This is a genomic window from Staphylococcus sp. HMSC063F05, assembly GCF_001837075.1.
Lineage (GTDB): Bacteria > Bacillota > Bacilli > Staphylococcales > Staphylococcaceae > Staphylococcus > Staphylococcus epidermidis.
On record NZ_KV831358.1, the window covers coordinates 59,691 to 82,901 of the forward strand.

Below are 23,211 nucleotides of genomic sequence, written 5' to 3' on the forward strand. Positions count from 1 at the left end.
AGATAGTGATTCCGATTCCGATAGCGATTCGGATGCAGACAGCGACTCGGATTCAGATAGTGATTCCGACTCAGATAGTGACTCAGACGCAGATAGTGATTCCGATTCCGATAGCGATTCAGATTCTGATAGTGACTCAGACTCAGACAGTGACTCAGATTCCGATAGCGACTCGGATTCAGATAGTGATTCTGACTCAGACAGTGACTCAGATTCCGATAGCGACTCGGATTCAGATAGTGATTCCGACGCAGACAGCGATTCTGACTCAGATAGTGACTCAGACGCAGATAGTGATTCCGATTCCGATAGCGATTCAGATTCTGATAGTGACTCAGACTCAGACAGTGACTCAGATTCCGATAGCGACTCGGATTCAGATAGTGATTCCGACGCAGACAGTGACTCAGACTCAGATAGTGACTCGGATTCAGATAGTGATTCCGACGCAGACAGCGATTCTGACTCAGATAGTGACTCAGACGCAGATAGTGATTCCGATTCCGATAGCGATTCAGATTCTGATAGTGACTCAGACTCAGACAGTGACTCAGATTCCGATAGCGACTCGGATTCAGATAGTGATTCCGACGCAGACAGCGATTCTGACTCAGATAGTGACTCAGACGCAGATAGTGATTCCGATTCCGATAGCGATTCGGATTCCGATAGCGATTCAGACTCCGACAGCGATTCAGATTCAGACAGCGACTCAGATTCAGATAGTGATTCCGATTCAGACAGTGACTCGGATTCCGATAGTGACTCAGACTCAGACAGTGACTCAGATTCAGATAGCGACTCAGATTCAGACAGTGATTCGGACTCAGATAGTGACTCCGATTCAGACAGTGACTCGGATTCCGATAGCGATTCGGATTCCGATAGTGACTCGGATTCAGACAGTGATTCGGACTCAGACAGCGACTCCGATTCAGATAGTGATTCCGACTCAGACAGCGATTCGGATTCCGATAGTGACTCGGATTCAGACAGTGATTCGGACTCAGACAGCGATTCCGATTCAGACAGTGACTCGGACTCAGATAGTGACTCCGATTCAGACAGCGACTCGGATTCTGATAAAAATGCAAAAGATAAATTACCTGATACAGGAGCAAATGAAGATCATGATTCTAAAGGCACATTACTTGGAACTTTATTTGCAGGTTTAGGAGCATTATTATTAGGAAGACGTCGTAAAAAAGATAATAAAGAAAAATAGCACTATTGATTCATTCATAAGTTATTTCAAGCCAGGTCTATATGGCCTGGTTTGAAATCATATTAAATTGAAAGGAGAAAAAGATGAGTATGGAAAATCATATAGAAAGATTGATTAATCATGTTGAAAAAACAATAGAAATAAAAGAATATGCTTTTTTAAGCCTTGGAAAATCTAATATAAAAGCCAAAGTTAAATTATTAAAAAAGCCTAATTACCTTAGAAGGGATATTACTAAAGAAATTCAAAAGTTTAGACAGAAAACAGGAGCGTTTCCTTCATGGGTAAAAATAGACATTGTTACTGAAGAAGAAGTTACTTTATTTAAAGATGTTAAAGATGAATTAACGCAAACTAGAAGAAATTATATTGATTTTGGTATAGCTTTAGATCAATACTGGAATTTATCATTTTTACCTGAAGAAATAAACACTAATGCATTTATTAAACCAGTGAAAACAGATGGGAAAACGAAGCTTATTCTATCTGAACAAAATATAAATAACTATTTAAGAAAGTATACGAACCATAAGAAAAAGTTTGCTTATGATTTTTATGAAAACAAAGAAGTCATTAAGTTCAAAACTAAAGGTTTTATCTTAGACGAACAAAAGATATATGAATTACACGATGAAGGTTATAAAAAAGGATTAAGAAAGGTCGATTATTTACATAAAGAAATAGACCAATTAATTGAAAGTGGTACATATTTCCTAGGAAATATGCTATCAGATACTGGAAGATATCAATATGGTTATTTTCCACATTTTGATAAAGAAATCAATTTCTATAATATATTAAGACATGCTTCTTCAACTTATGCATTAATAGAGGGTTTAGATTATTTAGGAGAAGATTTAACTATAGTCGAAAAGGCAATTAACTACGTTATTGAGAATTATTTCTATGATAATGAAGGTGTTGGATATATCTTTGATGATACAAAAGATATTAACGAAATAAAATTAGGACAAAATGCTGCCTTTATATTTGCGGTTTGTGAATATTTAAAGCATAACCCCAATAAGCAATACTTATGCGTGGCACAAAAAGTTGCTCGAGGAATTTTATCAATGATTAATCAAGATACATACGAAACAACTCATATTTTAAATTATCCGGATTTAACTGTGAAAGAATCATTTAGAATTATTTATTATGATGGTGAAGCAGCTTTAGCATTATTACGCTTATATCACCAAGATCATAATGATAAATGGTTGGAAGTTGTGAAGAAGTTAATGGATCGATTTATTGAAAAAGAGTATTGGCAATACCATGATCATTGGCTTGGGTATTGCACGAACGAGTTAGTTCAATTGTGTCCGCAAGATAAATATTTTGAATTTGGGATTAAGAATGTGAACACCTATTTGGAATATATTGAACAACGTGAAACAACATTCCCAACATTTTTAGAAATGTTAATGGCAACCTATAAGCTTATTCAAAAAGCAAAAGCTACACATCGTCAAGAGCTTGTGACTCAGTTGATTGATGAAGAAAAATTAATCAATGTGATTCATACAAGAGCAGAATATCAACGAGTAGGATTTTTCTATCCTGAAATTGCAATGTACTTCAAAAATCCAAAGCGAATTCTTGGTAGTTTCTTCATAAAACACCATGGGTATCGAGTTCGGATTGATGATATCGAACATTATATATCAGGCTATGTTCAATATCAAAAGGCACAGATTAAAGATGAAATATTATAGAATAAATTAAAGGTGAAGATGATGTATGATGTTTCACACTTCTCTTCACCCTTATATATCTTAATAAATTGGCGATTATAAATTAACTTTTAACGTTCTGAAAACAGTGAGCCATGTATCAAAAACATTTTTGTCATTAAATATTTGGGCATGTTTAATACTTTCCTTAGAAAATTGTTCTCTTAAGTTAGAATCGAGTAATAACTTTTTAACGCTGTGATAGAGTTGTTCTTTATTATCTTGTTCAATTAAAAAGCCATTTTTATGATTAACAATTAACTCAGAAGGTCCGTATTTGGTATCATAACTTACTGTAGGTACGCCTTTAGCAATCGTTTCAAGTACACCTAAATTGAACCCTTCCATTTTACTTGTCAATAAAGATAAATAGGCGGTCTCTATTTCTTGATTTAAATCATAAATGAAGCCACGTAAAAACACGTGATTTTCTAAATGATATTGAGCTATTAATTTACGATAATGTGTTTCTTCTTTACCAAACCCAAATAAATGTAACTGTAAATTTGGAAATGCTGGAACTAGCTTAGACATTAGTTCTATTTGATGATCTAATTGCTTTTCAGGAGAATAACGGCCGATAGAAATCATTTTGTTAGGCAATAGTTTATTGTCACTACTATGATGAGATTCATTTGTATCAATATAACTTGCAGGTATAACGTAAATGGGAATAACGTTATTAATTTTTACAGATAAATCTGTTTTTTGTTGTTCAGTAGATACTATGATTCCTGAATATCGGGATAAGTTATCTAAAACAGGTTTATACGCTTGTTTGATTTCAGAATGATATATATCATTGATATTTTTTACGTGGGTACTGTGGAAAACGGCGAGAACTGGTATTTTAGTATCAGTTTGATCAATGATTGGCCCTGTAACGATGTTTTTATCACATAAAAATACGTCTCCTAAATGATATAGCGCATTAATTGCAAACGCTAAAAGTTCATTTTCATCGTTGAAAAAACGAACGCCTCGTGAAGTATTATAAATGATAGATTGTACCGTAGGATGTTCGTGCTCAGGGTTGTAATATTTTTGAAATTTAACTTTTTGTGTAGGTGTAAAAAATTGTTCCATCACGACTTTTTGTTGAGAGGTTAAAATTCTACTACAACTTAAAAAGCCTCTTGTATCGTAAAAATCTCTTCGAATTTTACGTTGTTGTATATCAAAATGGTTAATATAGTCTAAAGTTTGATAATTTGAATCAACAAAATGCACATACATTTTATATGTGTCGTTATCGTATATTTTAATATCATTCGTATTTTCAACGAATTTTAAGGTATAATTACATATATTTTGCCAATAATTTATCCAATCAATATGTTTTTTCTCAAAGTTAATACTATCTTGTAGAAAATCGTAAAGACTGAAAATATCTTTTGAATCGATGTTTAACGAATGTGCATGCATATATAAACGTGGTGACCAAGATGTGAATATGAGTTTATTTGGGACTAAATTATCTTTAAATAGCTTTAATCTATTGATCATAGCTTGTTCTATACCTGTTAATTTATTATCTAAATTCTTACCGATAGAATATATCATTATGGTTTCCTCCGATTACATACGATTTCAACTTAAATTAGAAATAAAAAAATAATGTATTAATCTAATAATTTATTTTATATTATTTATAGAATAAAATAAAGATTGTTTAATGTCTACTTATTATTCATATTTTGGATTTTACTAATCAATATTGAGAAGTATATTTTAAAAAAGTTTTCTCAGTGTTTTTAACGTTTGTGTTGTTGATGATTATCTATCTTAAGTTAAGCTTTTTCACTCTAATATTGGTTGTAAGTATAAGACAATAGAAGCAAGAGAAATACTACATACACACTTGTAACTTAAAGAATATCGAATTCTAGTAATCAAGTTTTATGACATAATCCTATACTCGCGTATACTAAAATGACAGAAAATTCTAAGAAAGGATGATTTTGTATGTTTAGTTATCAAATAAATAAAAATATTAAATTAAAAATATTAGAAGAACGAGAAGCCGAACAGTTATTTAAATTAGTAGATAGCAATCGTGACTATTTAGCTGAATTTCTGCCTTTTGTTGAACATACGAAGAAAGTTGAAGATAGTAAACACTTTATCCATTCGGCGTTGCAACAATTTATCGATGGTAATGGATTTCATTGTGGAATATGGAGTAATAAAGAATTGATTGGAGTCATAGGATTGCATTACTTAGATTTAGTTAATAAAACAACTTCAATTGGTTATTATTTAGCTGAAGACTTTCAAAAGAAAGGTATTATGACTAAATGTACTAAAGCGTTAATTCGCTATGTATATGAAGTGTATGATATTAATCGTATAGAAATACGAATGTCTACTAAAAATAAGAAAAGCAGAGCTATACCAATTAGACTTGGGTTCACGCAAAGGTATATTGAGAAGTAATGAACGATTACAAGGGGAATTCTCAGATAGTTATGTTTTTAGCTTGTTGAGGGAAGAATGTACGTATACTAGATAAAACTCCTCGAAAGATATGTTTATCTTTGTTTTAGCGAAAGCATTCAAATAAAATTTGATAATTCTCTAAACATTTTAAAAGCGTCTGGGGATGATAATCCAGACGCTTAAATATATTATGCTTATTTTTCACGAAGTACACGTGTCATTTCTTCAATTTTACCGGTGTGTAATGGCACATGGATAGCATTTAACATTAATAATTCATCAAGTGTGTTACAACCTGCGATAGGTTGGTCTAATTTTTGAGCTAACTGCTCGTGTGTTAATTTTTTAGCACGTTCTGGTAATGTTTGAATGTGTTGTTTGATTTCGTTGATAGCAGGTACATCTTGTCCCTTCCAGTCTCTAGGATTTGAACCATATCCAAACAATTTATTATATTTTTCAACATCTACGACATGTTGATTGCCCAATGATAATGCTTGTTCAAAGATTGTTAATACATGACCATATTGCCAATGTAAAGTGTTTGGGAAATGTTGAGTTTCTTTATCTAATACTTCTTCAACATTCCAATTGTCATAATCGGCTAAAAGATTGTTTACGCCCAATTCAATGACATTATAAACTGTGATATTACTCATCATATTCCCCCTTTCTTATATCGATGGTATTACTAAAAATACCCATTAAAAAGCTAGCATATGCATTAAAGATAAAAGTTATCACAAGTTTTAGTTTAAATTTAATGTATATGGGTCTTCTCTTTTTTAATCTGTTCCTTTAATACATATATAAACATATCAGTGTATTAGTTGTAAAAACTGAGAAGTAAGATGAATCTAGAGTTTATTAGAGACATTGATATACGAATTAATTGATAATTCAACTAATAACTCGAAATTTAGTTCAAATGCAGTAGGCCTTTTTGATAGAAATGAAGAACAAAGTTTTAGATTGAGTAACGAATGTTTATAAAGTAGTTCGAGATTAGTATAGGAAAAGCGTGCCTTTTTCTTTTTAAACTCCTACGAGATATATTTATTTATCATCTAATTCGATAAGTTGGGTTCTATTGAACCAGTGACACTTAAAATATGATGATTATATACCTATTGATTATGAATCATTATGCTTTTTCTTATTTTTATCTTTAATCATTTCAGAAGGAACAGCAAAGATAAATACTAGAATAAACAAAATGAGCGCTAAATGAGGTACATTTTCTAGGAAATACCATCTTAAGTGCCAGTCAAACATATCATTTGCATAATTTACAAAATACTTGGTAAACAATAAAGCAACACATATGCCTGTTAAAGTATCTAAAACTTTAGTTAATAATGTCATTAAAGTACTCCTTTATCCCATTTTTAATTAACTATTTATAAATATATTAATAAATAATTATCTTTAAATGCAAATAAATTATTAAAAACTTAAAAGATATAAATAACCCCCTGAATTTTCAATTACCGAAAATTTAGGGGGTTTTTAATATTATAGTTCTTGTTTGTTAAAAATTTTAATCGATAAAATATAAGAGATAATAATTGAAATCAATCCAAGTATTCCATAAATGGAATATACAACATAGCTTTGTGTGTTGCTCAGCATTGTAATCATAGAGCCACTTCCTGTTTGATTACTCAATATCATTGATGCGATATAGAATAAGAAATAGATAATAATGACAGCAAATGTTGTAGTCATCACAATGACATTTGAATTTTCAGAACCGAATTTGAATGTTAGAGGAAACATAATGGAGAAAGTCCCTGCGCCACCAATGGCAACACATAGTGAAATGAATACCATACTTAAACTTTGTGTGATTAGACCGACACTAGGTACACCTGCAAGTATCCCAACTAATGCACACAAGAGAAAAATAGTATAATAACTTTTAACATAATCAGCTCTTCTAACAGGAAGTGTGGATATGTAATTCATCCATCTTGAGTCCTTTTCACGTTTGAAGTTATCCGTAATAGGAGATATTAAAAAAATGATAGCAAGAAAGCTGTTCATCGTTGGATTTAAAAATGAGAAAACGACTGCAGCAATAATTCCGACTACTAAGTAGATGAAAAATGATTTTTTAGCTGTATAAAATATACTAAGAGTAAGACCTTTCATTATACTTCACCTCGCATAATAATTTTAGTTGCATCATCGATTGTCTTTAGTGGTTGTGCATCAGGTACTTTTTGATAGTTATTCACTAAACTGATTTGTCGATCATTACGTCTGCGCGTTGCGATTAGATACTCATTTGAAATATTGAAATGCTCAACTGGTTGATCGATGATGCCGTATTGGCTCAATAAAACTTCTTTACTTTCTTTTAAAATAATTCGACCATCACGCATAAAAACGAGCTGAGTAGCTAGCTGTTCAATATCTTCAGAAATATGTGATGAAATTAATATGGCACGATCGTCTCCTAAATAATCCTCTAGAATTTCTAACACATGTTCACGTCCTGATACGTCCATACCTGCTGTAGCTTCATCTAAGATTAATAATTTAGCATCATGGCTTAAAGCAATTGTTAAAGCTGCTTTCATACGCATTCCTCTTGAGAATGTCTTAATTTGATTATTTGTTGGTAGTTCAAATGCTTTGATTAAAGAAAAGAATGTATCGCTGTTCCAAGCATCATATATTTCAGTAAAAACTTTATTGATAGATTGTAGAGTTAATTTATCTGGAACACGTAAATCATCAAAAACTACACCTAAATGTTCTTTATATTTGAAGTCGTTCTCTGTCACCTCTTTATCGAAGAATTTCAGTGAACCATTATCTTTATGTCTATTTCCTACAAGTGTATTAATGAGGGTAGACTTACCTGAACCATTTTTCCCAATTAAACCCACTACCTCGCCAGGTTTAACAGAGAATGTGATGTCAGTAAGCTGGAATTCTGAATTCTTATATGATTTATTGAGTTGCTGAACTTCTAATAAGTTTTCCATAATTTACTCCTTTTCTTTAAATTAGTTTTAGGATTTCTGTTCTGATTTATAAAAATTACTGACTTTCAGTAAATATCCCAATGAATTATAGATAAATAAAATGATAAACAAAATTATGCCTAGTGATTGATTCATGCCTGTAGTTATTGAGAATATCCCCAGGGTCATAATTCCTATAAAAAGTAATACAATATTCTGCTGGTGCACTTTATACAAGGAAACGAGTGTGATGTATCGCTCTCCTTCGTCCATAATATTAAATGCTTTTTCAGTGTAACGTTTCTCTCCTAATTTAGGGTATCGAGCATCAAATTTTCTATAAAATATCCCAATCATTATGGATGAAATGATTGTAATAATGAAAGGAATCATTATTAGAGCGATGTGATTCTCAGATGCATTTCCTATGACGGGTATTAAAATTGCAATAAAAGCGACAATTAATTGCATTGTGTAAATAAATCTTACTTTCAATGATTTGATGTATGATTTATTTTCATATGTATCTGCTAAATCATCTGAAATATTTGCGTCAATTTTAGCTTTATAGTGAAGTGACGCGTTTTGGACTATAAATAAATACACAGTAAGTATAATATTTATTAATGATGCTACGATGGTTGTATAAAGCACAACTTTAAAGTTAGCGAACTGTGCATAATTAAATAACTTCTCCCAGTTAATAGCTCCTATGATGTATCCGATGATGCCTCCAACTAATCCTCCTAATAAACATAGAAGTGCATACCTTTTTATTTTCAAAAGTCTTCCTCCTCCATAATAAAGATATCTTCAACAGGTTCACCAAAGATTCTTGCAATTTTTATTGCGGTTAATATAGATGGTGTAAAATCGTTGCGTTCTATTAAAGACACCGTTTGTCGTGATATTCCAGCTTTTTTAGCAAGCTCTGTTTGGTTATATCCATCACGGGCTCGTAATTCTTTAAGTCTATTGCGCAAATTGTATCACTTCCTTACATATAAACTATATAATATATTTGTCATTATGACAAGTATATTAGTCAAAATGACAAAAATAATAGACTTTTTAGGGATTGTATAAAATTGATTTTTAGTAATACAAGTTTTAATAAAATTTATTAGTTTTTAAAAAAGAAATACTTTTAACATATAAATAAGACCTCAACTATTAATTTTTTACTTAAATTTAAACAAATGTATTTTGTAAATGCCTTCATTTTGGTAATATATACCTATTGTTGCAAAATATAGGAGGTTAGGGTATTGAGCTTTTATCGTTTTATGAAGAATTTTGAAGGTGAAAAAAGTCATTTTGGAGATTTGTTTGAAGGTATGAAAGATATTAATTTTCCTGAAAACATTACGACTCCAAAGGAAATTATGGAAAAGTTCCAACATTGGTTACAAGAACCTAGTTTACACGATACGATACAAGATGCGATTAAGCAGTATCAAAATAAATAACTTTCATCTATATTAAAAGGTTGTTGAATAAATCAGGGTTTTAGTCAAAATCTTTTAATGTAATTTTTATACATATACGTTGATAGGATTCATTTTCGGAAAAATAGTGCAAATAAATCAATGATTTCGTGTTTTGAATAAATAATCAAAATAATAGATGATATGTCTCAACTGTTTTTTAACAATGGCGATTGTTTTATACTTATTCATAAAAGTCTATGGGACATCAAGACGATTAAATATGGCTTCTTAATCTATTATCAATGATTTTGGTGATTCTAAAAAACACTTTACCAGTGAATTGATAGGAAAGGTAAGTTTAGATTACTTGCTTCTATTATGAAGCATGGGTGACAAATATAAAGGAAAGTAAGTACTGATTGCATAATAAAATTTAGAAATGTAAATCATCGTAGATATAATAGTAGATGTTAAGGAAATCTTATAAAGATGACTTGTGTTAAGTGGGACGGTTAGACTACCCCGTTTGTATAGACATGAGTATTTCTTTTATGGTTTCCTCTTTTTTTACAACAATGGATTAACTATATTTAGTGAAGTGAGAGTGATTATGAAATTAAAATTGATCATTGCTTAGAAAGAAAGTGATGCATTTGATGATGATAGATCATAATGGAATTTTTCTATGTAAATTTGGTAATATAATGTGGAATGTGTTTACTGCAATTAAAGTATGTAATACTCATTTAAATACAATGAAGGTAAGAGATAAACTCTTAAATAATAGATTTGAATATCCAAATATAATGACAATAAGAAAAGAAGGTTTGCTTCTTCCCTCATTTTTAGAAAAGTATAAGTTATATTAAGGAGATGAATATGACATGTCACGCATAGTATTAGCTGAAGCATATCGAACACCTATAGGCGTGTTTGGTGGTGTATTTAAGGATATACCTGCCTATGAACTAGGTGCAACAGTTATTCGTCAAATTTTAGAACATAGTCAAATAGATCCTAATGAAATCAATGAAGTTATTCTAGGAAACGTATTACAGGCAGGTCAAGGACAAAATCCTGCTCGTATTGCTGCGATTCATGGTGGTGTGCCAGAAGCGGTACCTTCTTTTACTGTAAATAAAGTTTGCGGTTCTGGATTAAAAGCGATTCAACTTGCCTATCAATCTATTGTAGCGGGAGATAATGAGATTGTTATCGCTGGAGGCATGGAAAGTATGTCTCAATCTCCAATGCTTCTTAAAAATAGTCGTTTCGGTTTTAAAATGGGAAATCAAACTTTAGAAGATAGTATGATAGCTGATGGTTTAACTGATAAGTTTAATGATTACCATATGGGTATCACAGCCGAAAATCTAGTTGAACAGTATCAGATTAGTCGTAAAGAACAAGATCAATTTGCATTCGATTCTCAACAAAAAGCATCACGTGCACAACAAGCTGGTGTATTTGATGCTGAAATTGTACCTGTAGAGGTACCACAACGTAAAGGCGACCCCCTAATTATTTCTCAAGATGAAGGCATTAGACCTCAAACGACAATTGATAAGTTAGCACAACTCCGTCCAGCATTTAAAAAAGATGGATCAGTAACTGCTGGTAATGCATCCGGTATCAATGACGGTGCTGCTGCTATGCTCGTTATGACGGAGGACAAAGCGAAAGCATTGGGCTTACAACCTATAGCTGTATTAGATAGTTTTGGTGCGAGTGGTGTGGCGCCTTCAATTATGGGTATTGGTCCAGTTGAAGCGATACATAAAGCTTTAAAACGTTCTAATAAAGTGATAAATGATGTTGATATTTTTGAATTAAACGAAGCTTTTGCAGCGCAATCAATTGCTGTAAACCGTGAGTTGCAATTACCGCAAGATAAAGTCAATGTTAATGGTGGTGCGATTGCACTAGGACATCCGATAGGGGCTTCGGGTGCGCGTACTTTAGTTTCATTATTACATCAATTAAGTGATGCTAAGCCAACAGGTGTGGCATCTTTATGTATCGGTGGCGGTCAAGGTATCGCTACGGTTGTATCTAAATATGAAGTTTAACATTTAGTGGAGCACGGTTTTTATATCATAAAAGTGTGTATTAAAAAAGCTATAAACGAAGTCGTTTTAAAAACTTCGTTTATAGCTTTTTACTTAGTTAGAAAGAGTTCATTGCTATTCAAATATTATGATGATGAACATTGATGGAATCATATCATAGCGGTTGTGCACCACTTGAACCACCACGTGGTTGAGAACGCTAGATGAAAGACATCAATTAAGGTTTTATTGCGAATGCACGAACTGGAAAGCCTGGTGCATCTTTTGGTTTTGGGCTGATTGCATAGATAATTGCACCTCTGGTAGGTAATTGATCTAAATTGGTAAGTAATTCGACTTGGAATGTGTCTTGACCTAAGATATATCTTTCGCCAACAATATCACCATTTTTAGCTGTATCAATTGAGGCATCAGTATCAAATGTTTCGTGACCTATGGATTTAACACCACGTTCTTCAATGAGAAATTTTAATGCATCAAGGCCCCAACCTGGAAGATGTTGATGGCCATCTACATCTTTATTTTCAAATTTTTCTATATCTGGCCAACGTTTTGACCAATCAGTACGTAATGCGACAAAAGTACCTGCTTCAATGCGACCGTGTTGTTGTTCCCAATCTTCTAAATGTTTACGTGATACGATAAAATCTGAATTTTTTGCAGCTTCTTTAGAATAATCTAAAACAATTAATGGTAAAACAAGTTCTTTTAAATCTAATTCTTCTAAATATCTTCTATTTTCAACGAAATGGATTGGAGCATCAATGTGTGTTCCATATTGAGTTACGATACTCCAACGTTGTACATAAAACCCATGATCTTTAACATTGAATAGCGTTGAGACTTCACCTTTTTCAAATTCGCTAAAACGAGGGATATTTGGGTCGAAAGTATGTGTTAAATCGACCCACTGAGCCTCTTTTAAAGTATTTAATTGATTCCAAAGTGGATACTGTGACATTTGCCTCACCTCTAGCTCGTATTATGCTGTTGTTGATTCAGATTCTTGACGTTTCTTTTTAACTGCATTGACTAACACTGTTAATGCATCTTTCACTTCATTTTCTTTACGTGTTTTTAGACCACAGTCTGGGTTAACCCAGAATAGAGAACGATCAATTTGTTGTAATGAACGATTAATTGCAGTAGTAATCTCTTCTTCGGTTGGAATACGTGGACTGTGAATATCGTAAACACCTAATCCAATTCCTAAATCATAATTAATATCTTCGAAATCTTGAATTAAGTCTCCGTGACTACGAGAAGTTTCAATAGAAATAACATCTGCATCTAAATCATGGATAGCATGAATGATTTGTCCAAATTGAGAATAGCACATATGTGTATGAATTTGTGTTTCATCATGCACAGATGATGTCGCTAATTTAAATGAATGTACAGCATCTTCTAAATATTGTTCGTGATATTCAGAGCGTAGAGGTAAGCCTTCACGCAACGCTGGTTCGTCAACTTGAATGACTTTGATACCTGCTTCTTCTAAAGCTAACACTTCTTCATCAATGGCTAAGGCAATTTGATCTTGAACAACCTTTCTAGGTACGTCTACGCGTTCAAATGACCAGTTTAAAATAGTAACTGGACCTGTAAGCATACCTTTTACTGGTTTGTCAGTTAAGCTTTGCGCGTATACTGTTTCTTTTACAGTAAGTGGGGCAGTCCACTTCACATCTCCATATATAACTGGTGGTTTAACTGCACGAGAACCGTAAGACTGTACCCAACCGAATTTTGTTACTAGGAAACCTTGAAGTTTTTCCCCAAAAAATTCAACCATGTCGTTACGCTCAAACTCACCGTGTACAAGTACGTCTAAACCAATATCTTCTTGGATTTTAATCCAACGAGCGATTTCATTTTGTAAAAATTCTTGATACTCAGCATCTGTAATGCGATTATTTTTCCAATCTGCTCTAAATTTACGGACTTCACGAGTTTGAGGGAATGAACCAATCGTAGTCGTAGGTAAATCTGGTAAATTTAGACGTTGGTTTTGTAATTGCTTGCGTTTAGCAAATGGTGATTTACGATGTGTCGGTACACTTTCAAAATCGTATTCAAGATTTTTAAATGATTGGCTTTGGAAGCGTTCATAACGTGCTTTGTAATGTTCATATTTTGACAGGTCATTATCATTGAATAAGCGACGCAATGCATCTAATTCGTCTAACTTTTCAGTAGCAAAACTTAATCCTTCTGCAATAGATTCATCAAGTGTTTCATCATCTAGTGATACTGGAACATGTAGAAGTGATGATGAAGGTTGAATGACTAACTGTTGTGTGTGTTGTTGTAATGTTTCGATTAATTGTTTTTTTGCTTCAATATCAGCCGCCCATACATTTCTGCCATCAATGATTCCTGCATAAAGTGCTTTACTTTGATCGAAATCACCATCTTCAATTTGTTTTAAGTTATAGCCGTTATCGTGTACCAAATCTAATCCTAAACCGCCCACTGGTAATGAACTTAAGAATTTTAAGTGAACACGTTCAAAGTAAGTTTGAATGACGAGATATTTTCCTAAACCTTCATTTGCGAAATAGTCGTATGCTTTTCTAGTAATGTCTTCATAACTTTCGCTGTCATCAGTCACTAGAATAGGCTCGTCAATTTGAATATACTCAGCACCTGCATCTACAAGTGACTGTAAAACTTCTTTATATAAAGGAAGTAATGTTTCAACTTTTTCCTCGAACGATTGATGACCACCTTTTGATAATTTTACAAATGTGATAGGACCAACAATTACAGGATGCGCATTTACATTAATTGATTGTGCATATTTAAAACGTTCTAATAACGTATTTTTTTCAACTTTAGGTTCTACGTTGTCCCATTCAGGTACAATGTAGTGATAGTTGGTGTTAAACCATTTAATAAGTGCACTTGCAACATGCTCTTTGTTACCACGAGCAATATCAAATAATAAATCATCATTGACTTCGCGTCCTTGGAAACGTTCAGGGATAATATTGAACAATAAAGACGTATCTAAAATATGATCATATAAAGAGAAATCCCCAACTGGAATGCTATCAAGATGATAATTTTTCTGAAGTAAAAGATTTTCTTTGTGTAAATCAGTCAGTGTTTGATCTAATTCTGCTTTGTCAATTTTATGTGCCCAATAATTTTCGATTGCTTTTTTCCATTCTCTTTTTCTACCTAATCTTGGGAATCCTAAGTTTGAAGTTTTAATTGTTGTCATAATATTGCCTCCTTGTTGGCAGTGATTGATTTAGAGTATGCTGCGAGTTCCAATGAATAATCTACCTTTTGGAAAGGTGTAATAATGTACAGACCGTTGAAGTATTCATGTACTGTATCAATGAGTTCTTTGGAAAGTCTTAAACTTAATTCTTTAGTCTTTTCTTTATCATCTTTAACAGCTTTGAATTGGTTAAGTACATCGTCTGACATTTTGATGCCAGGCACTTCATTATGTAAGAAAAGTGCGTTGTTATAACTTGCGATTGGCATGATACCTATGAAGAAAGGTGTATTTAAATGTTTTGTTTCTTCATATACTTGAATAATTTTTTCTTTACTATAAACGGGTTGAGTTATGAAATAACTCATGCCACTTGCTACTTTCTTTTCAAGTCGTTTAATGGCTCCATCTAATTTTCGTACGTTAGGATCAAACGCACCAGCGATGTTAAAGTTAGTATGTTTTTTCAGCGCATCGCCGTCAGTGTTAATACCTTTGTTAAATCTTAGTGCAAGTTCTGTAAGGCCTTTTGAGTTCACGTCATAGACATTTGTAGCTCCAGGCAAATGGCCTACTTTAGAAGGATCTCCGGTAATAGCTAGTATTTCATTGACACCAATGAGTGATAAACCTAGGAGATGAGACTGTAATCCTATTAAATTACGGTCACGACATGTTACATGTACAAGAGGCTCAATATCGTAGCGTTGTTTAATTAAACTTGCCGCTGCGATGTTACTCACTCTTACGGTAGCTAATGAATTATCCGCCAATGTAACAGCATCTATGCCAGCTTCATCTAATTTTCCTACATTATCGAAAAATGTATCAGTATCCAAATGTTTAGGTGTATCAAGTTCTACGATGACTGTTGGGCCATTTTTAACTTTAGAAGTAAGGTTTTGTTTAAGAACTCGCGTTTGCTTTTGAGATGAAGCTTTATTAATAGGGATTACCTTTTTATCTTTAACGGGTTTTAAATGTTTAACTGCTGATTTAATATAGCGAATATGTTCAGGTGTTGTACCACAACAACCACCTATCAATCTGACTCCCTCATTAATTAATTCTTGAGCTATATCTCCGAAATATTGAGCATTATCACTATATTTGAATTCACTATTCTCGATATCTAATAAACTAGCGTTTGGATAACACGATAAATACGCATGTTTAGGAAGTTCTATATGTGAAAATGATCGTTGCATATGGTGTGGGCCATGGTGACAATTTAATCCAACTACATTGGCGCCACATTCAACTACGTATTTCAATGCCGCATTAATTTCAGTGCCATCAACTAAGTAATTCGTATTTGAAGCGGTGAGTTGAGCGATGATTGGAATATCGTATTTTTGTCGTGTAGCAGTGACGATGCGAGTTAATTCATCTAAATCGTAATAAGTTTCAAATAGAAGGGCATCTACACCTTCATCAATTAATGTATCGATTTGAAGTTCTGTATGATATTGAATTGTTGAAAGACTGATATCCTCTTGCCGGACGCCTCTGAATCCACCTACCGTTCCAAGTATAATTGTGTCCTCATTTGCTGCATGTTTAGCAATTTGAACTGCAGCTTGGTGAATTTCTTTAACTTTATGTTCAAGACCAAAGGACTTTAATTTTTCAAAGTTAGCACCATACGTATTCGTTTGAATGACGTCTGCACCAGCTTCGATATAAGAACGATGAATCCGCTCGACCTTATCTGGATGAGTAAGATTGTAGGCTTCCGGACAAGTATCAAGACCTTCCGAGTAGAATATTGTTCCAATAGCGCCATCAGCTACTAAAACGTTGCTCTTTAATTGGTTCAGTAAATGACTCATTGAAAGCCTCCTTTAAAGCGTAGTTAAAATCTGCGATGAGTTCTTCTGGATTCTCAAGACCTACACTTAAACGGAATAACCCGAAAGTGATGCCACGTTCACGTCTCACATCTTCTGGCACTGCTGCATGAGACATTGTTGCGGGATGTGATAGGATAGTTTCTACACCACCGAGACTCACTGATACAAGTGGTAAAGTAAGAGAATCGACGAACTTTTGTGCTTTAGATTCATCTTTAAGTCGGAAACCTATCACTGCACCTCCAGTTGAAGTTTGCTTGAGATGTGTAGGATTATTTCCTGGGTAATACACCTCAGAAATCTCCTCTCTTTGACTCAAAAATTGAACAAGACGTTCAGCATTATGAACAGATTGTTTAAAACGAACTGGTAATGTTTTAAGATGTTTTGCAAGTGCCCAACTATCATATGCAGAAAGGGCTGTGCCCGTGCCGTTCTGTAATAAGTACAATGCATTTGCAACCTCTCTATTATTAGTAATTGCTGCACCTGCAATTAAATCGCTATGTCCACCTAGAAATTTAGTTGCACTATGAATAACTATGTCAGCGCCTAGTGCTAAAGGTGATTGACCCAAAGGTGTCATAAACGTATTATCAACAGCTAATAGTATCTTATGTTCCTTTGCTAGCGTTGCTACAGCATGAATATCTGTAATTTTGAAAAGTGGATTTGAAGGCGTCTCTACATAGATGAGTTTTGTGTTTGATTGAATAGCTTCAGTGATATGATCTATATGTGTAGCGTTAACTGTAGTAAATTCAATATTGAATCGATTGAGTATTTGTTCAGTTAATCTAAATGTGCCCCCGTAAACATCATCAGGTAAAATAACATGATCCCCTGCGTTTAATGTGAGTAAAACGGCTGAAATTGCAGCAATGCCTGAAGCATAAGCAAATGCATATTTACCACCTTCTAAACGTGCAAGTTTCTCTTCAAGTAAAGTTCGGTTAGGGTTACCACTTCGTGCATAATCATATTGAGTCTCACCGCCTAACACTTTTTGATGGAATGTAGATGAATCGTAAAGTGGCGGGTTAGCTGAGTCGTAGTCTTTACCTCTACGCACATCGAATATTACTTCTGTTTCTTTAGATAAACTCATGAAATCACTCCTACTTTAGAATTCTCTAATGCTTGAATTATGTCAGCTTCTATATCGTTATAGTCTTCTATACCTACGGACAATCTGATGAGATATTCATCAATTCCACGTTTGTCTTTTTCCTCATCTGGCATATCAACGTGTGTTTGTGTATAAGGGAAGGTGATAAATGTTTCTGTACCACCTAAGCTTTCTGCAAATATACAAATTTCTAAATTTTCTAAAAATTTAGCGACGCTATATGCTTGGTTCAGTCTTAAACTAAGCATGCCTGTTCGTCCACTATATAAAACTTCATCAATTGAATCTGACTGGCGACATCGTTGTGCAAGTTTTTGAGCATTTTCTTGGGAACGCTCTATGCGAAGATGTAATGTCTTTAGACCTCTTTGTAAAAGATAACTATCAAGAGGTGATAGAGTTGCTCCAATCATATTATGGAATTGATTCAATTGTTCAGCTAATTGAGCATCCTTAACAGTTACAACTCCAGCTAACACATCGTTATGTCCGCCAATATATTTTGTTGCTGAATGCAGAACGATATCTGCACCTTCTTCGAGTGGTGTCGAAAGATAAGGTGTTAAAAAAGTGTTGTCGATAATTGTTAATAGTTGATGTTTTTTGCTAAGGATATAATATGGTTCTACATCAATTTCAATCATTTGTGGATTTGAGATTGGTTCAATAAATAATGCTCTAGTTTGTGGAGTGATGTTTTTTTCCACTTCTTCATAATTTAAAAAGTCTACATATTTAAACTTCAAACCATATTGTTTTTCGTAAAAATCGAATAACCGAAATGTTCCACCATATAGGTCAAATGCAACGAGAATTTCATCACCTGGTTTGAATATATTACATATTAACTGAATCGCCGCCATACCACTGGAAGTAGCAAATGAAGCAATGCCTTTTTCAAGTTGTGCAAAAGCTTCTTCAAAGGCTGTTCTTGTTGGATTTTTAGTTCGTGTATAATCATAGCCTGTTGATTCACCTAGGTGAGGATGCTGATATGCAGTAGATAAATATATTGGATTGACAATTGCGCCAGTGTGATCTTGTGTTAAAGCAATTTGAGCTAAATCTGTATCCTTCATAGCTAGCTCCTCCTATTCAGTAAAAATAAAAAAGCTTCCGTCCTTTAGACCCGAATAATTCGGATGTAAAGGACGAAAGCTTAAACTTCGCGGTACCACCTTTGTTTGCTACTTTATTACTAAAGTAACCTCAATCAGTACGCCATAGTGTTAAAACAGTATACTGAAAATAGCTGATACACAATCTTCTTATCGTAACATCATTAAATAAAACAAAAACTCATTTAATCCATATGTGAATAAATGAGTATTAACGATAAATTGTGACGTATAAAATTTCCAGTACGCCATTTAACATCAATGTTAATACTGTATCGCTATAACGGGCGAACCCGTTGATACCTCATATTGGCATCAACACTCCAAGGCCATTTTCAAACTTTCTTTCAATGCCTTCTCTCAGCGTGTGAAGACTCTCTGTATAAGCAGTGTAAGTTTTACTTTCCTTTTTACAGTGTGTAAAATGTTTTTTAAATTGTTAATACATAGATTACATAGTTTGAATTTATTTGTCAATGATTTTTCTGAAAATTTTGATTTAACAATTAATTTATTATCAGAAATACATCTGAAAATATGTGACGTAATAAGCTTCATATTAAGCCATTAGTATTAATTTGAAAGGCTTGTATTATTGGATTGAACTTTTTTAAAATAAGTAATGAATCAATGAGGATTGATTATTCATTAGAGATACTTAAATTAAGATAGAAAGATGTGGAAAAGAGATGGCATATACAGATGATCAGAGGTTGAAAATGAATAATGATGATAGTGTGCAATTTATTGCACTAGAATTAATTAGACCTAATCCTTATCAGCCACGTAAGACGTTTGAAGAAGAACGACTCAATGATTTAGCTTCATCAATTCAACAACATGGTATATTACAGCCTATTGTATTACGTCAAACTGTTCAAGGTTACTATATTGTTGTGGGTGAGCGACGATTTAGAGCATCTAAGTTGGCGGGATTAACAGAAGTGCCAGCTATTATTAAAGAACTATCTGATGAAGATATGATGGAATTGGCAATTATTGAAAATTTACAGAGAGAAGATTTAAATGCCATTGAAGAAGCAGAAAGTTATAAAAAAATGATGACAGATTTGAACATTACCCAACAAGAAGTTGCGAGACGATTAGGTAAGTCACGTCCTTATATTGCCAATATGCTTAGGTTATTACAGTTACCTAAAAATGTTGCTCAAATGGTTCAACAAGGAGCGTTATCAAGTGCTCATGGGCGTACGTTATTAACTTTGAAAGACGCCAGTAAAATAAAAAAGACGGCAAAACAAGCCGCTCAGGAGTCTTGGAGTGTAAGGTATTTAGAGGAGTACGTCAATGGTTTAGTCAGTAAAGACATGTCAAGGAAAGTCGACAAAGAGACTAAGGGAAGTAAACCTAAAATGATTCAACAGCAGGAAAGATTTTTAAAAAAGCAATATGGTGCGAAAGTAGATATTTCGACATCTAAAAATGTCGGAAAAATCACATTTGAATTTAAATCTGAAGCAGAATTCAAACGCTTGATTCGTCAACTTAATAAAGATTATAAGGAATATTAAAAAATTAGCCTTTATAAATAGGAAGCATATACATAGTTTTATAAATATACCTCAAAAGGATAGTATTTTAAAACCATAGACGTATTATCTAAATGAATAAATTAAGTTATAATAAATGAATTATGAAAAAAATGAAAGGGAGGGCATATTTTATATGAATCAACTTAAACATATTTTATCTTCATTGTTCGAACCTTTAACAAAGGTTGAAACATATGAAAATTTAATTACTAAAGTAATAATGATTTTAATTTATATCCTTGTAGCAATTGTTGTTATAGCAATTTTGAATAAGATTATTGAGCAAGCATTTAAAATTCAAAATAAAAGCAAAAAAGGAAATAAAAAACGTTCAAAAACACTGATTTCTCTTGTACAAAACATAGTAAAATATATCGTATGGTTTGTTGTTATCACAACAATTTTAAGTAAGTTTGGTATTAGCGTCGAAGGTATCATCGCTAGTGCTGGAGTTGTAGGTATTGCAGTTGGTTTCGGTGCGCAAACAATAGTAAAAGATATTATTACAGGTTTCTTTATTATCTTTGAAAATCAATTTGATGTGGGTGACTATGTTAAAATCAATAGTTCAGGAACTACGGTAGCAGAAGGTACTGTGAAATCTATTGGTTTAAGATCAACGCGAATTAATACAATTTCGGGAGAACTGACTATTTTACCTAATGGTAGCATGGGGGAAATTACGAACTTTTCAATTACAAATGGGACTGCTATTGTAGAACTACCAGTATCAGTTGATGAAAATATAGATCAAGTTGAAAAGAAACTCAATCGTTTATTTGTTTCTTTACGTAGTAAATATTACTTATTTGTCAGCGATCCAGTTGTTGATGGCATTGATGCGATAGAATCTAATAAGGTTACTATACGAATTTCAGCGGAAACAATTCCTGGTGAAGGATTTTCAGGCGCTCGTATTATTCGTAAGGAAGCTCAAAAAATGTTTAGACAAGAAGGTATTCGCATGCCACAACCAGTCATTTCAAATTATAATGAAGAAAAAAGCTAATCATCATTGGAGGTCATTTCATGACGTCAAAGTATGGAATAAATGATATAGTAGAAATGAAAAAACCACATGCATGTGGAACAAATCGTTTTAAGATTATTAGAATGGGTGCTGATATTCGTATTAAATGTGAACATTGTCAGCGCAGTGTTATGATTCCACGGCAAGTGTTTAATAAGAAAATGAAAAAAGTTCTTGAATCTCATCAAGACAAAGAAAGTTAGGAGAATGAATAATGGCTTTAACAGCAGGTATCGTAGGTTTGCCTAACGTAGGTAAGTCTACCCTATTTAATGCAATTACTAAAGCTGGCGCATTAGCAGCAAACTATCCCTTCGCAACGATTGATCCCAATGTTGGTATCGTTGAAGTGCCAGATTCACGTTTAATAAAATTAGAAGAAATGGTTCAACCTAAAAAAACAATTCCTACAACTTTTGAGTTTACTGATATTGCAGGTATTGTTAAAGGTGCATCTAAGGGCGAAGGTTTAGGAAATAAATTCCTTTCACATATTCGTGAAGTAGATGCTATATGTCAGGTGGTTCGTGCGTTTGACGATGAGAATGTAACACATGTATCAGGGCGTGTTAATCCGCTTGATGACATAGAAGTCATTAATATGGAACTTGTTTTAGCAGATTTAGAATCTGTTGAAAAACGTTTACCGAAAATAGAGAAGATGGCTCGTCAAAAAGATAAAACAGCTGAGATGGAATTACGTATATTAACACAAATTAAAGAAGCGTTAGAAGACGGTAAACCAGTACGCAGTATTGATTTCAATGAGGATGATCAAAAGTGGGTTAATCAAGCTCAGTTATTAACATCTAAGAAAATGTTATACATTGCTAATGTTGGCGAAGATGAAATTGGAGATAAAGATAATGATAAAGTGAAAGCAATTCGTGAATATGCAGCAAACGAAGATTCAGAAGTTATCGTTATTAGTGCAAAAATTGAGGAAGAAATCGCTACATTAGATGATGAAGATAAAGAAATGTTCTTAGAAGATTTAGGCATTGAAGAACCAGGTTTAGACAGACTCATTAGAACAACATATGATTTGTTAGGTTTATCTACTTACTTTACTGCCGGTGTGCAAGAAGTGCGCGCTTGGACATTTAAACAAGGAATGACCGCACCACAATGTGCTGGAATTATTCATACCGATTTTGAACGTGGTTTTATTCGTGCAGAGGTAACAAGCTATGAAGATTATGTACAACATGGTGGCGAAAATGGTGCTAAAGAAGCGGGAAGACAACGTTTAGAAGGTAAAGATTACATCATGCAAGATGGGGATATTGTTCATTTCCGTTTTAATGTTTAACTTAAAGCATGTATTTATATTAATGAGGCACTCTAAAATTAGAAGCAAATTCTAGTTTTAGGGTGTTTTTTTGATAATAAAATTGAAAATTAGGAGATAAATTAGTCAAC

Annotated in this window: 21 protein-coding genes, 1 pseudogene and 1 other annotated feature; of the genes and pseudogenes, 10 read left to right on the forward strand and 12 right to left on the reverse strand. The window is 33.2% G+C overall.

Features of this window, described 5'->3' with window-relative positions; translation table 11 throughout:
* Together HMPREF2576_RS12545 and HMPREF2576_RS09015 are read left to right on the forward strand one after the other, a co-directional pair.
* The coding region (locus tag HMPREF2576_RS12545; RefSeq protein WP_256313865.1) for an LPXTG cell wall anchor domain-containing protein at positions 1-1,225 on the forward strand (1,225 nt) is incomplete at its 5' end.
* Positions 1,226-1,308: 83 nt separating this feature from the next.
* Positions 1,309-2,943 carry a hypothetical protein gene (locus tag HMPREF2576_RS09015; RefSeq protein WP_002484808.1) on the forward strand — a complete coding sequence of 545 codons (1,635 nt, stop codon included), beginning with the start codon at positions 1,309-1,311 and terminating at the stop codon, positions 2,941-2,943.
* Positions 2,944-3,018: 75 nt separating this feature from the next.
* On the opposite strand, the gene HMPREF2576_RS09020 is transcribed toward HMPREF2576_RS09015, so the two are convergent.
* Positions 3,019-4,524 carry a glycosyltransferase family 4 protein gene (locus HMPREF2576_RS09020; RefSeq protein ID WP_070856517.1) on the reverse strand — a complete coding sequence of 502 codons (1,506 nt, stop codon included), beginning with the start codon at positions 4,522-4,524 and terminating at the stop codon, positions 3,019-3,021.
* A gap of 402 nt (positions 4,525-4,926) precedes the next feature.
* Here HMPREF2576_RS09020 and HMPREF2576_RS09025 point away from each other — a divergent pair.
* Positions 4,927-5,473: pseudogene (locus HMPREF2576_RS09025) on the forward strand (GNAT family N-acetyltransferase).
* A gap of 121 nt (positions 5,474-5,594) precedes the next feature.
* Here the strand turns inward: HMPREF2576_RS09025 and HMPREF2576_RS09030 are convergent.
* The 6 genes from HMPREF2576_RS09030 to HMPREF2576_RS09055 form a co-directional block, all read right to left on the reverse strand.
* A complete protein-coding gene (locus HMPREF2576_RS09030; RefSeq protein WP_001831338.1) occupies positions 5,595-6,059 on the reverse strand; it encodes a bacillithiol transferase BstA in 465 nt (154 codons plus the stop codon).
* Between the two features lie 475 nt (positions 6,060-6,534).
* Entirely contained in the window at positions 6,535-6,765 is a 231-nt protein-coding gene (locus tag HMPREF2576_RS09035) for an epilancin biosynthesis-related protein ElxI1 (protein ID WP_001831347.1), read from the reverse strand.
* 150 nt (positions 6,766-6,915) lie between these two features.
* Positions 6,916-7,554 (reverse strand): ABC-2 transporter permease, encoded by a 639-nt coding sequence (locus HMPREF2576_RS09040; protein ID WP_002455915.1) that lies wholly within the window; start codon positions 7,552-7,554, stop codon positions 6,916-6,918.
* Positions 7,554-8,396: an ABC transporter ATP-binding protein gene (locus HMPREF2576_RS09045; RefSeq protein ID WP_002437236.1), complete on the reverse strand. Its 843-nt coding sequence runs from the start codon at positions 8,394-8,396 to the stop codon at positions 7,554-7,556. The genes HMPREF2576_RS09040 and HMPREF2576_RS09045 overlap by 1 nt, the downstream gene beginning before the upstream one ends.
* 27 nt (positions 8,397-8,423) lie before the next feature.
* The gene (locus HMPREF2576_RS09050; RefSeq protein ID WP_002469158.1) at positions 8,424-9,158 is read right to left on the reverse strand and encodes a DUF3169 family protein; all 735 of its coding nucleotides are present in this window, start codon (positions 9,156-9,158) and stop codon (positions 8,424-8,426) included.
* Complete coding sequence (locus HMPREF2576_RS09055; RefSeq protein WP_001831346.1) at positions 9,155-9,358, reverse strand: helix-turn-helix transcriptional regulator; 204 nt, start codon at positions 9,356-9,358, stop codon at positions 9,155-9,157. The genes HMPREF2576_RS09050 and HMPREF2576_RS09055 overlap by 4 nt, the downstream gene beginning before the upstream one ends.
* A 285-nt stretch (positions 9,359-9,643) precedes the next feature.
* On the opposite strand from HMPREF2576_RS09055, the gene HMPREF2576_RS09060 reads away from it, so the two are divergent.
* The 3 genes from HMPREF2576_RS09060 to HMPREF2576_RS09070 all read left to right on the forward strand — a co-directional run bounded on the left by HMPREF2576_RS09060 (position 9,644) and on the right by HMPREF2576_RS09070 (position 11,874).
* Positions 9,644-9,844 (forward strand): sterile alpha motif-like domain-containing protein, encoded by a 201-nt coding sequence (locus HMPREF2576_RS09060; protein ID WP_002455913.1) that lies wholly within the window; start codon positions 9,644-9,646, stop codon positions 9,842-9,844.
* Between the two features lie 617 nt (positions 9,845-10,461).
* Positions 10,462-10,674: a hypothetical protein gene (locus HMPREF2576_RS09065; protein ID WP_002456823.1), complete on the forward strand. Its 213-nt coding sequence runs from the start codon at positions 10,462-10,464 to the stop codon at positions 10,672-10,674.
* A 15-nt stretch (positions 10,675-10,689) separates the two neighbouring features.
* Positions 10,690-11,874 carry an acetyl-CoA C-acetyltransferase gene (locus HMPREF2576_RS09070; protein WP_001831350.1) on the forward strand — a complete coding sequence of 395 codons (1,185 nt, stop codon included), beginning with the start codon at positions 10,690-10,692 and terminating at the stop codon, positions 11,872-11,874.
* A 217-nt stretch (positions 11,875-12,091) separates the two neighbouring features.
* Here the strand turns inward: HMPREF2576_RS09070 and HMPREF2576_RS09075 are convergent, their stop codons facing one another.
* Genes HMPREF2576_RS09075 through HMPREF2576_RS09095 form a run of 5 tightly spaced genes read right to left on the reverse strand, consistent with a single transcriptional unit; the run spans position 12,092 to position 19,167 of the window.
* The gene (locus tag HMPREF2576_RS09075; protein ID WP_002485222.1) at positions 12,092-12,835 is read right to left on the reverse strand and encodes a cyclase family protein; all 744 of its coding nucleotides are present in this window, start codon (positions 12,833-12,835) and stop codon (positions 12,092-12,094) included.
* 21 nt (positions 12,836-12,856) lie between these two features.
* Positions 12,857-15,103 carry a 5-methyltetrahydropteroyltriglutamate--homocysteine S-methyltransferase gene (gene metE / locus HMPREF2576_RS09080; protein WP_002437223.1) on the reverse strand — a complete coding sequence of 749 codons (2,247 nt, stop codon included), beginning with the start codon at positions 15,101-15,103 and terminating at the stop codon, positions 12,857-12,859.
* Positions 15,100-16,938: a bifunctional homocysteine S-methyltransferase/methylenetetrahydrofolate reductase gene (locus HMPREF2576_RS09085; protein WP_002469161.1), complete on the reverse strand. Its 1,839-nt coding sequence runs from the start codon at positions 16,936-16,938 to the stop codon at positions 15,100-15,102. Before HMPREF2576_RS09085 ends, metE begins: the two co-directional genes overlap by 4 nt.
* Positions 16,892-18,067 (reverse strand): cystathionine beta-lyase MetC, encoded by a 1,176-nt coding sequence (metC, locus tag HMPREF2576_RS09090; RefSeq protein WP_070856519.1) that lies wholly within the window; start codon positions 18,065-18,067, stop codon positions 16,892-16,894. Before metC ends, HMPREF2576_RS09085 begins: the two co-directional genes overlap by 47 nt.
* Positions 18,064-19,167 carry a PLP-dependent transferase gene (locus tag HMPREF2576_RS09095; RefSeq protein ID WP_002485214.1) on the reverse strand — a complete coding sequence of 368 codons (1,104 nt, stop codon included), beginning with the start codon at positions 19,165-19,167 and terminating at the stop codon, positions 18,064-18,066. Before HMPREF2576_RS09095 ends, metC begins: the two co-directional genes overlap by 4 nt.
* A 65-nt stretch (positions 19,168-19,232) precedes the next feature.
* Positions 19,233-19,629, reverse strand: a binding site (T-box leader).
* A gap of 266 nt (positions 19,630-19,895) precedes the next feature.
* On the opposite strand from HMPREF2576_RS09095, the gene HMPREF2576_RS09100 reads away from it, so the two are divergent.
* The 4 genes from HMPREF2576_RS09100 to ychF all read left to right on the forward strand — a co-directional run bounded on the left by HMPREF2576_RS09100 (position 19,896) and on the right by ychF (position 23,101).
* Positions 19,896-20,738 carry a ParB/RepB/Spo0J family partition protein gene (locus HMPREF2576_RS09100; RefSeq protein ID WP_002485220.1) on the forward strand — a complete coding sequence of 281 codons (843 nt, stop codon included), beginning with the start codon at positions 19,896-19,898 and terminating at the stop codon, positions 20,736-20,738.
* Positions 20,739-20,892: 154 nt separating this feature from the next.
* Positions 20,893-21,768 carry a mechanosensitive ion channel family protein gene (locus tag HMPREF2576_RS09105; RefSeq protein ID WP_001832526.1) on the forward strand — a complete coding sequence of 292 codons (876 nt, stop codon included), beginning with the start codon at positions 20,893-20,895 and terminating at the stop codon, positions 21,766-21,768.
* A gap of 20 nt (positions 21,769-21,788) precedes the next feature.
* Entirely contained in the window at positions 21,789-21,992 is a 204-nt protein-coding gene (locus HMPREF2576_RS09110) for a DUF951 domain-containing protein (protein ID WP_001831361.1), read from the forward strand.
* Between the two features lie 11 nt (positions 21,993-22,003).
* Complete coding sequence (gene ychF, locus HMPREF2576_RS09115; protein WP_001831336.1) at positions 22,004-23,101, forward strand: redox-regulated ATPase YchF; 1,098 nt, start codon at positions 22,004-22,006, stop codon at positions 23,099-23,101.
* The last annotated feature ends 110 nt before the right edge of the window (positions 23,102-23,211 follow it).

Coding starts and splice junctions, on each gene's coding strand:
- HMPREF2576_RS09015 (WP_002484808.1), top strand. CDS start 1,309: ATGAGTATGGAAAATCATATAGAAAGATTGATTAATCATGTTGAAAAA.
- HMPREF2576_RS09020 (WP_070856517.1), bottom strand. CDS start 4,524: ATGATATATTCTATCGGTAAGAATTTAGATAATAAATTAACAGGTATA.
- HMPREF2576_RS09030 (WP_001831338.1), bottom strand. CDS start 6,059: ATGAGTAATATCACAGTTTATAATGTCATTGAATTGGGCGTAAACAAT.
- HMPREF2576_RS09035 (WP_001831347.1), bottom strand. CDS start 6,765: ATGACATTATTAACTAAAGTTTTAGATACTTTAACAGGCATATGTGTT.
- HMPREF2576_RS09040 (WP_002455915.1), bottom strand. CDS start 7,554: ATGAAAGGTCTTACTCTTAGTATATTTTATACAGCTAAAAAATCATTT.
- HMPREF2576_RS09045 (WP_002437236.1), bottom strand. CDS start 8,396: ATGGAAAACTTATTAGAAGTTCAGCAACTCAATAAATCATATAAGAAT.
- HMPREF2576_RS09065 (WP_002456823.1), top strand. CDS start 10,462: ATGATGATAGATCATAATGGAATTTTTCTATGTAAATTTGGTAATATA.
- HMPREF2576_RS09070 (WP_001831350.1), top strand. CDS start 10,690: ATGTCACGCATAGTATTAGCTGAAGCATATCGAACACCTATAGGCGTG.
- HMPREF2576_RS09075 (WP_002485222.1), bottom strand. CDS start 12,835: ATGTCACAGTATCCACTTTGGAATCAATTAAATACTTTAAAAGAGGCT.
- metE (WP_002437223.1), bottom strand. CDS start 15,103: ATGACAACAATTAAAACTTCAAACTTAGGATTCCCAAGATTAGGTAGA.
- HMPREF2576_RS09085 (WP_002469161.1), bottom strand. CDS start 16,938: ATGAGTCATTTACTGAACCAATTAAAGAGCAACGTTTTAGTAGCTGAT.
- metC (WP_070856519.1), bottom strand. CDS start 18,067: ATGAGTTTATCTAAAGAAACAGAAGTAATATTCGATGTGCGTAGAGGT.
- HMPREF2576_RS09095 (WP_002485214.1), bottom strand. CDS start 19,167: ATGAAGGATACAGATTTAGCTCAAATTGCTTTAACACAAGATCACACT.
- HMPREF2576_RS09100 (WP_002485220.1), top strand. CDS start 19,896: ATGGCATATACAGATGATCAGAGGTTGAAAATGAATAATGATGATAGT.
- HMPREF2576_RS09105 (WP_001832526.1), top strand. CDS start 20,893: ATGAATCAACTTAAACATATTTTATCTTCATTGTTCGAACCTTTAACA.
- HMPREF2576_RS09110 (WP_001831361.1), top strand. CDS start 21,789: ATGACGTCAAAGTATGGAATAAATGATATAGTAGAAATGAAAAAACCA.
- ychF (WP_001831336.1), top strand. CDS start 22,004: ATGGCTTTAACAGCAGGTATCGTAGGTTTGCCTAACGTAGGTAAGTCT.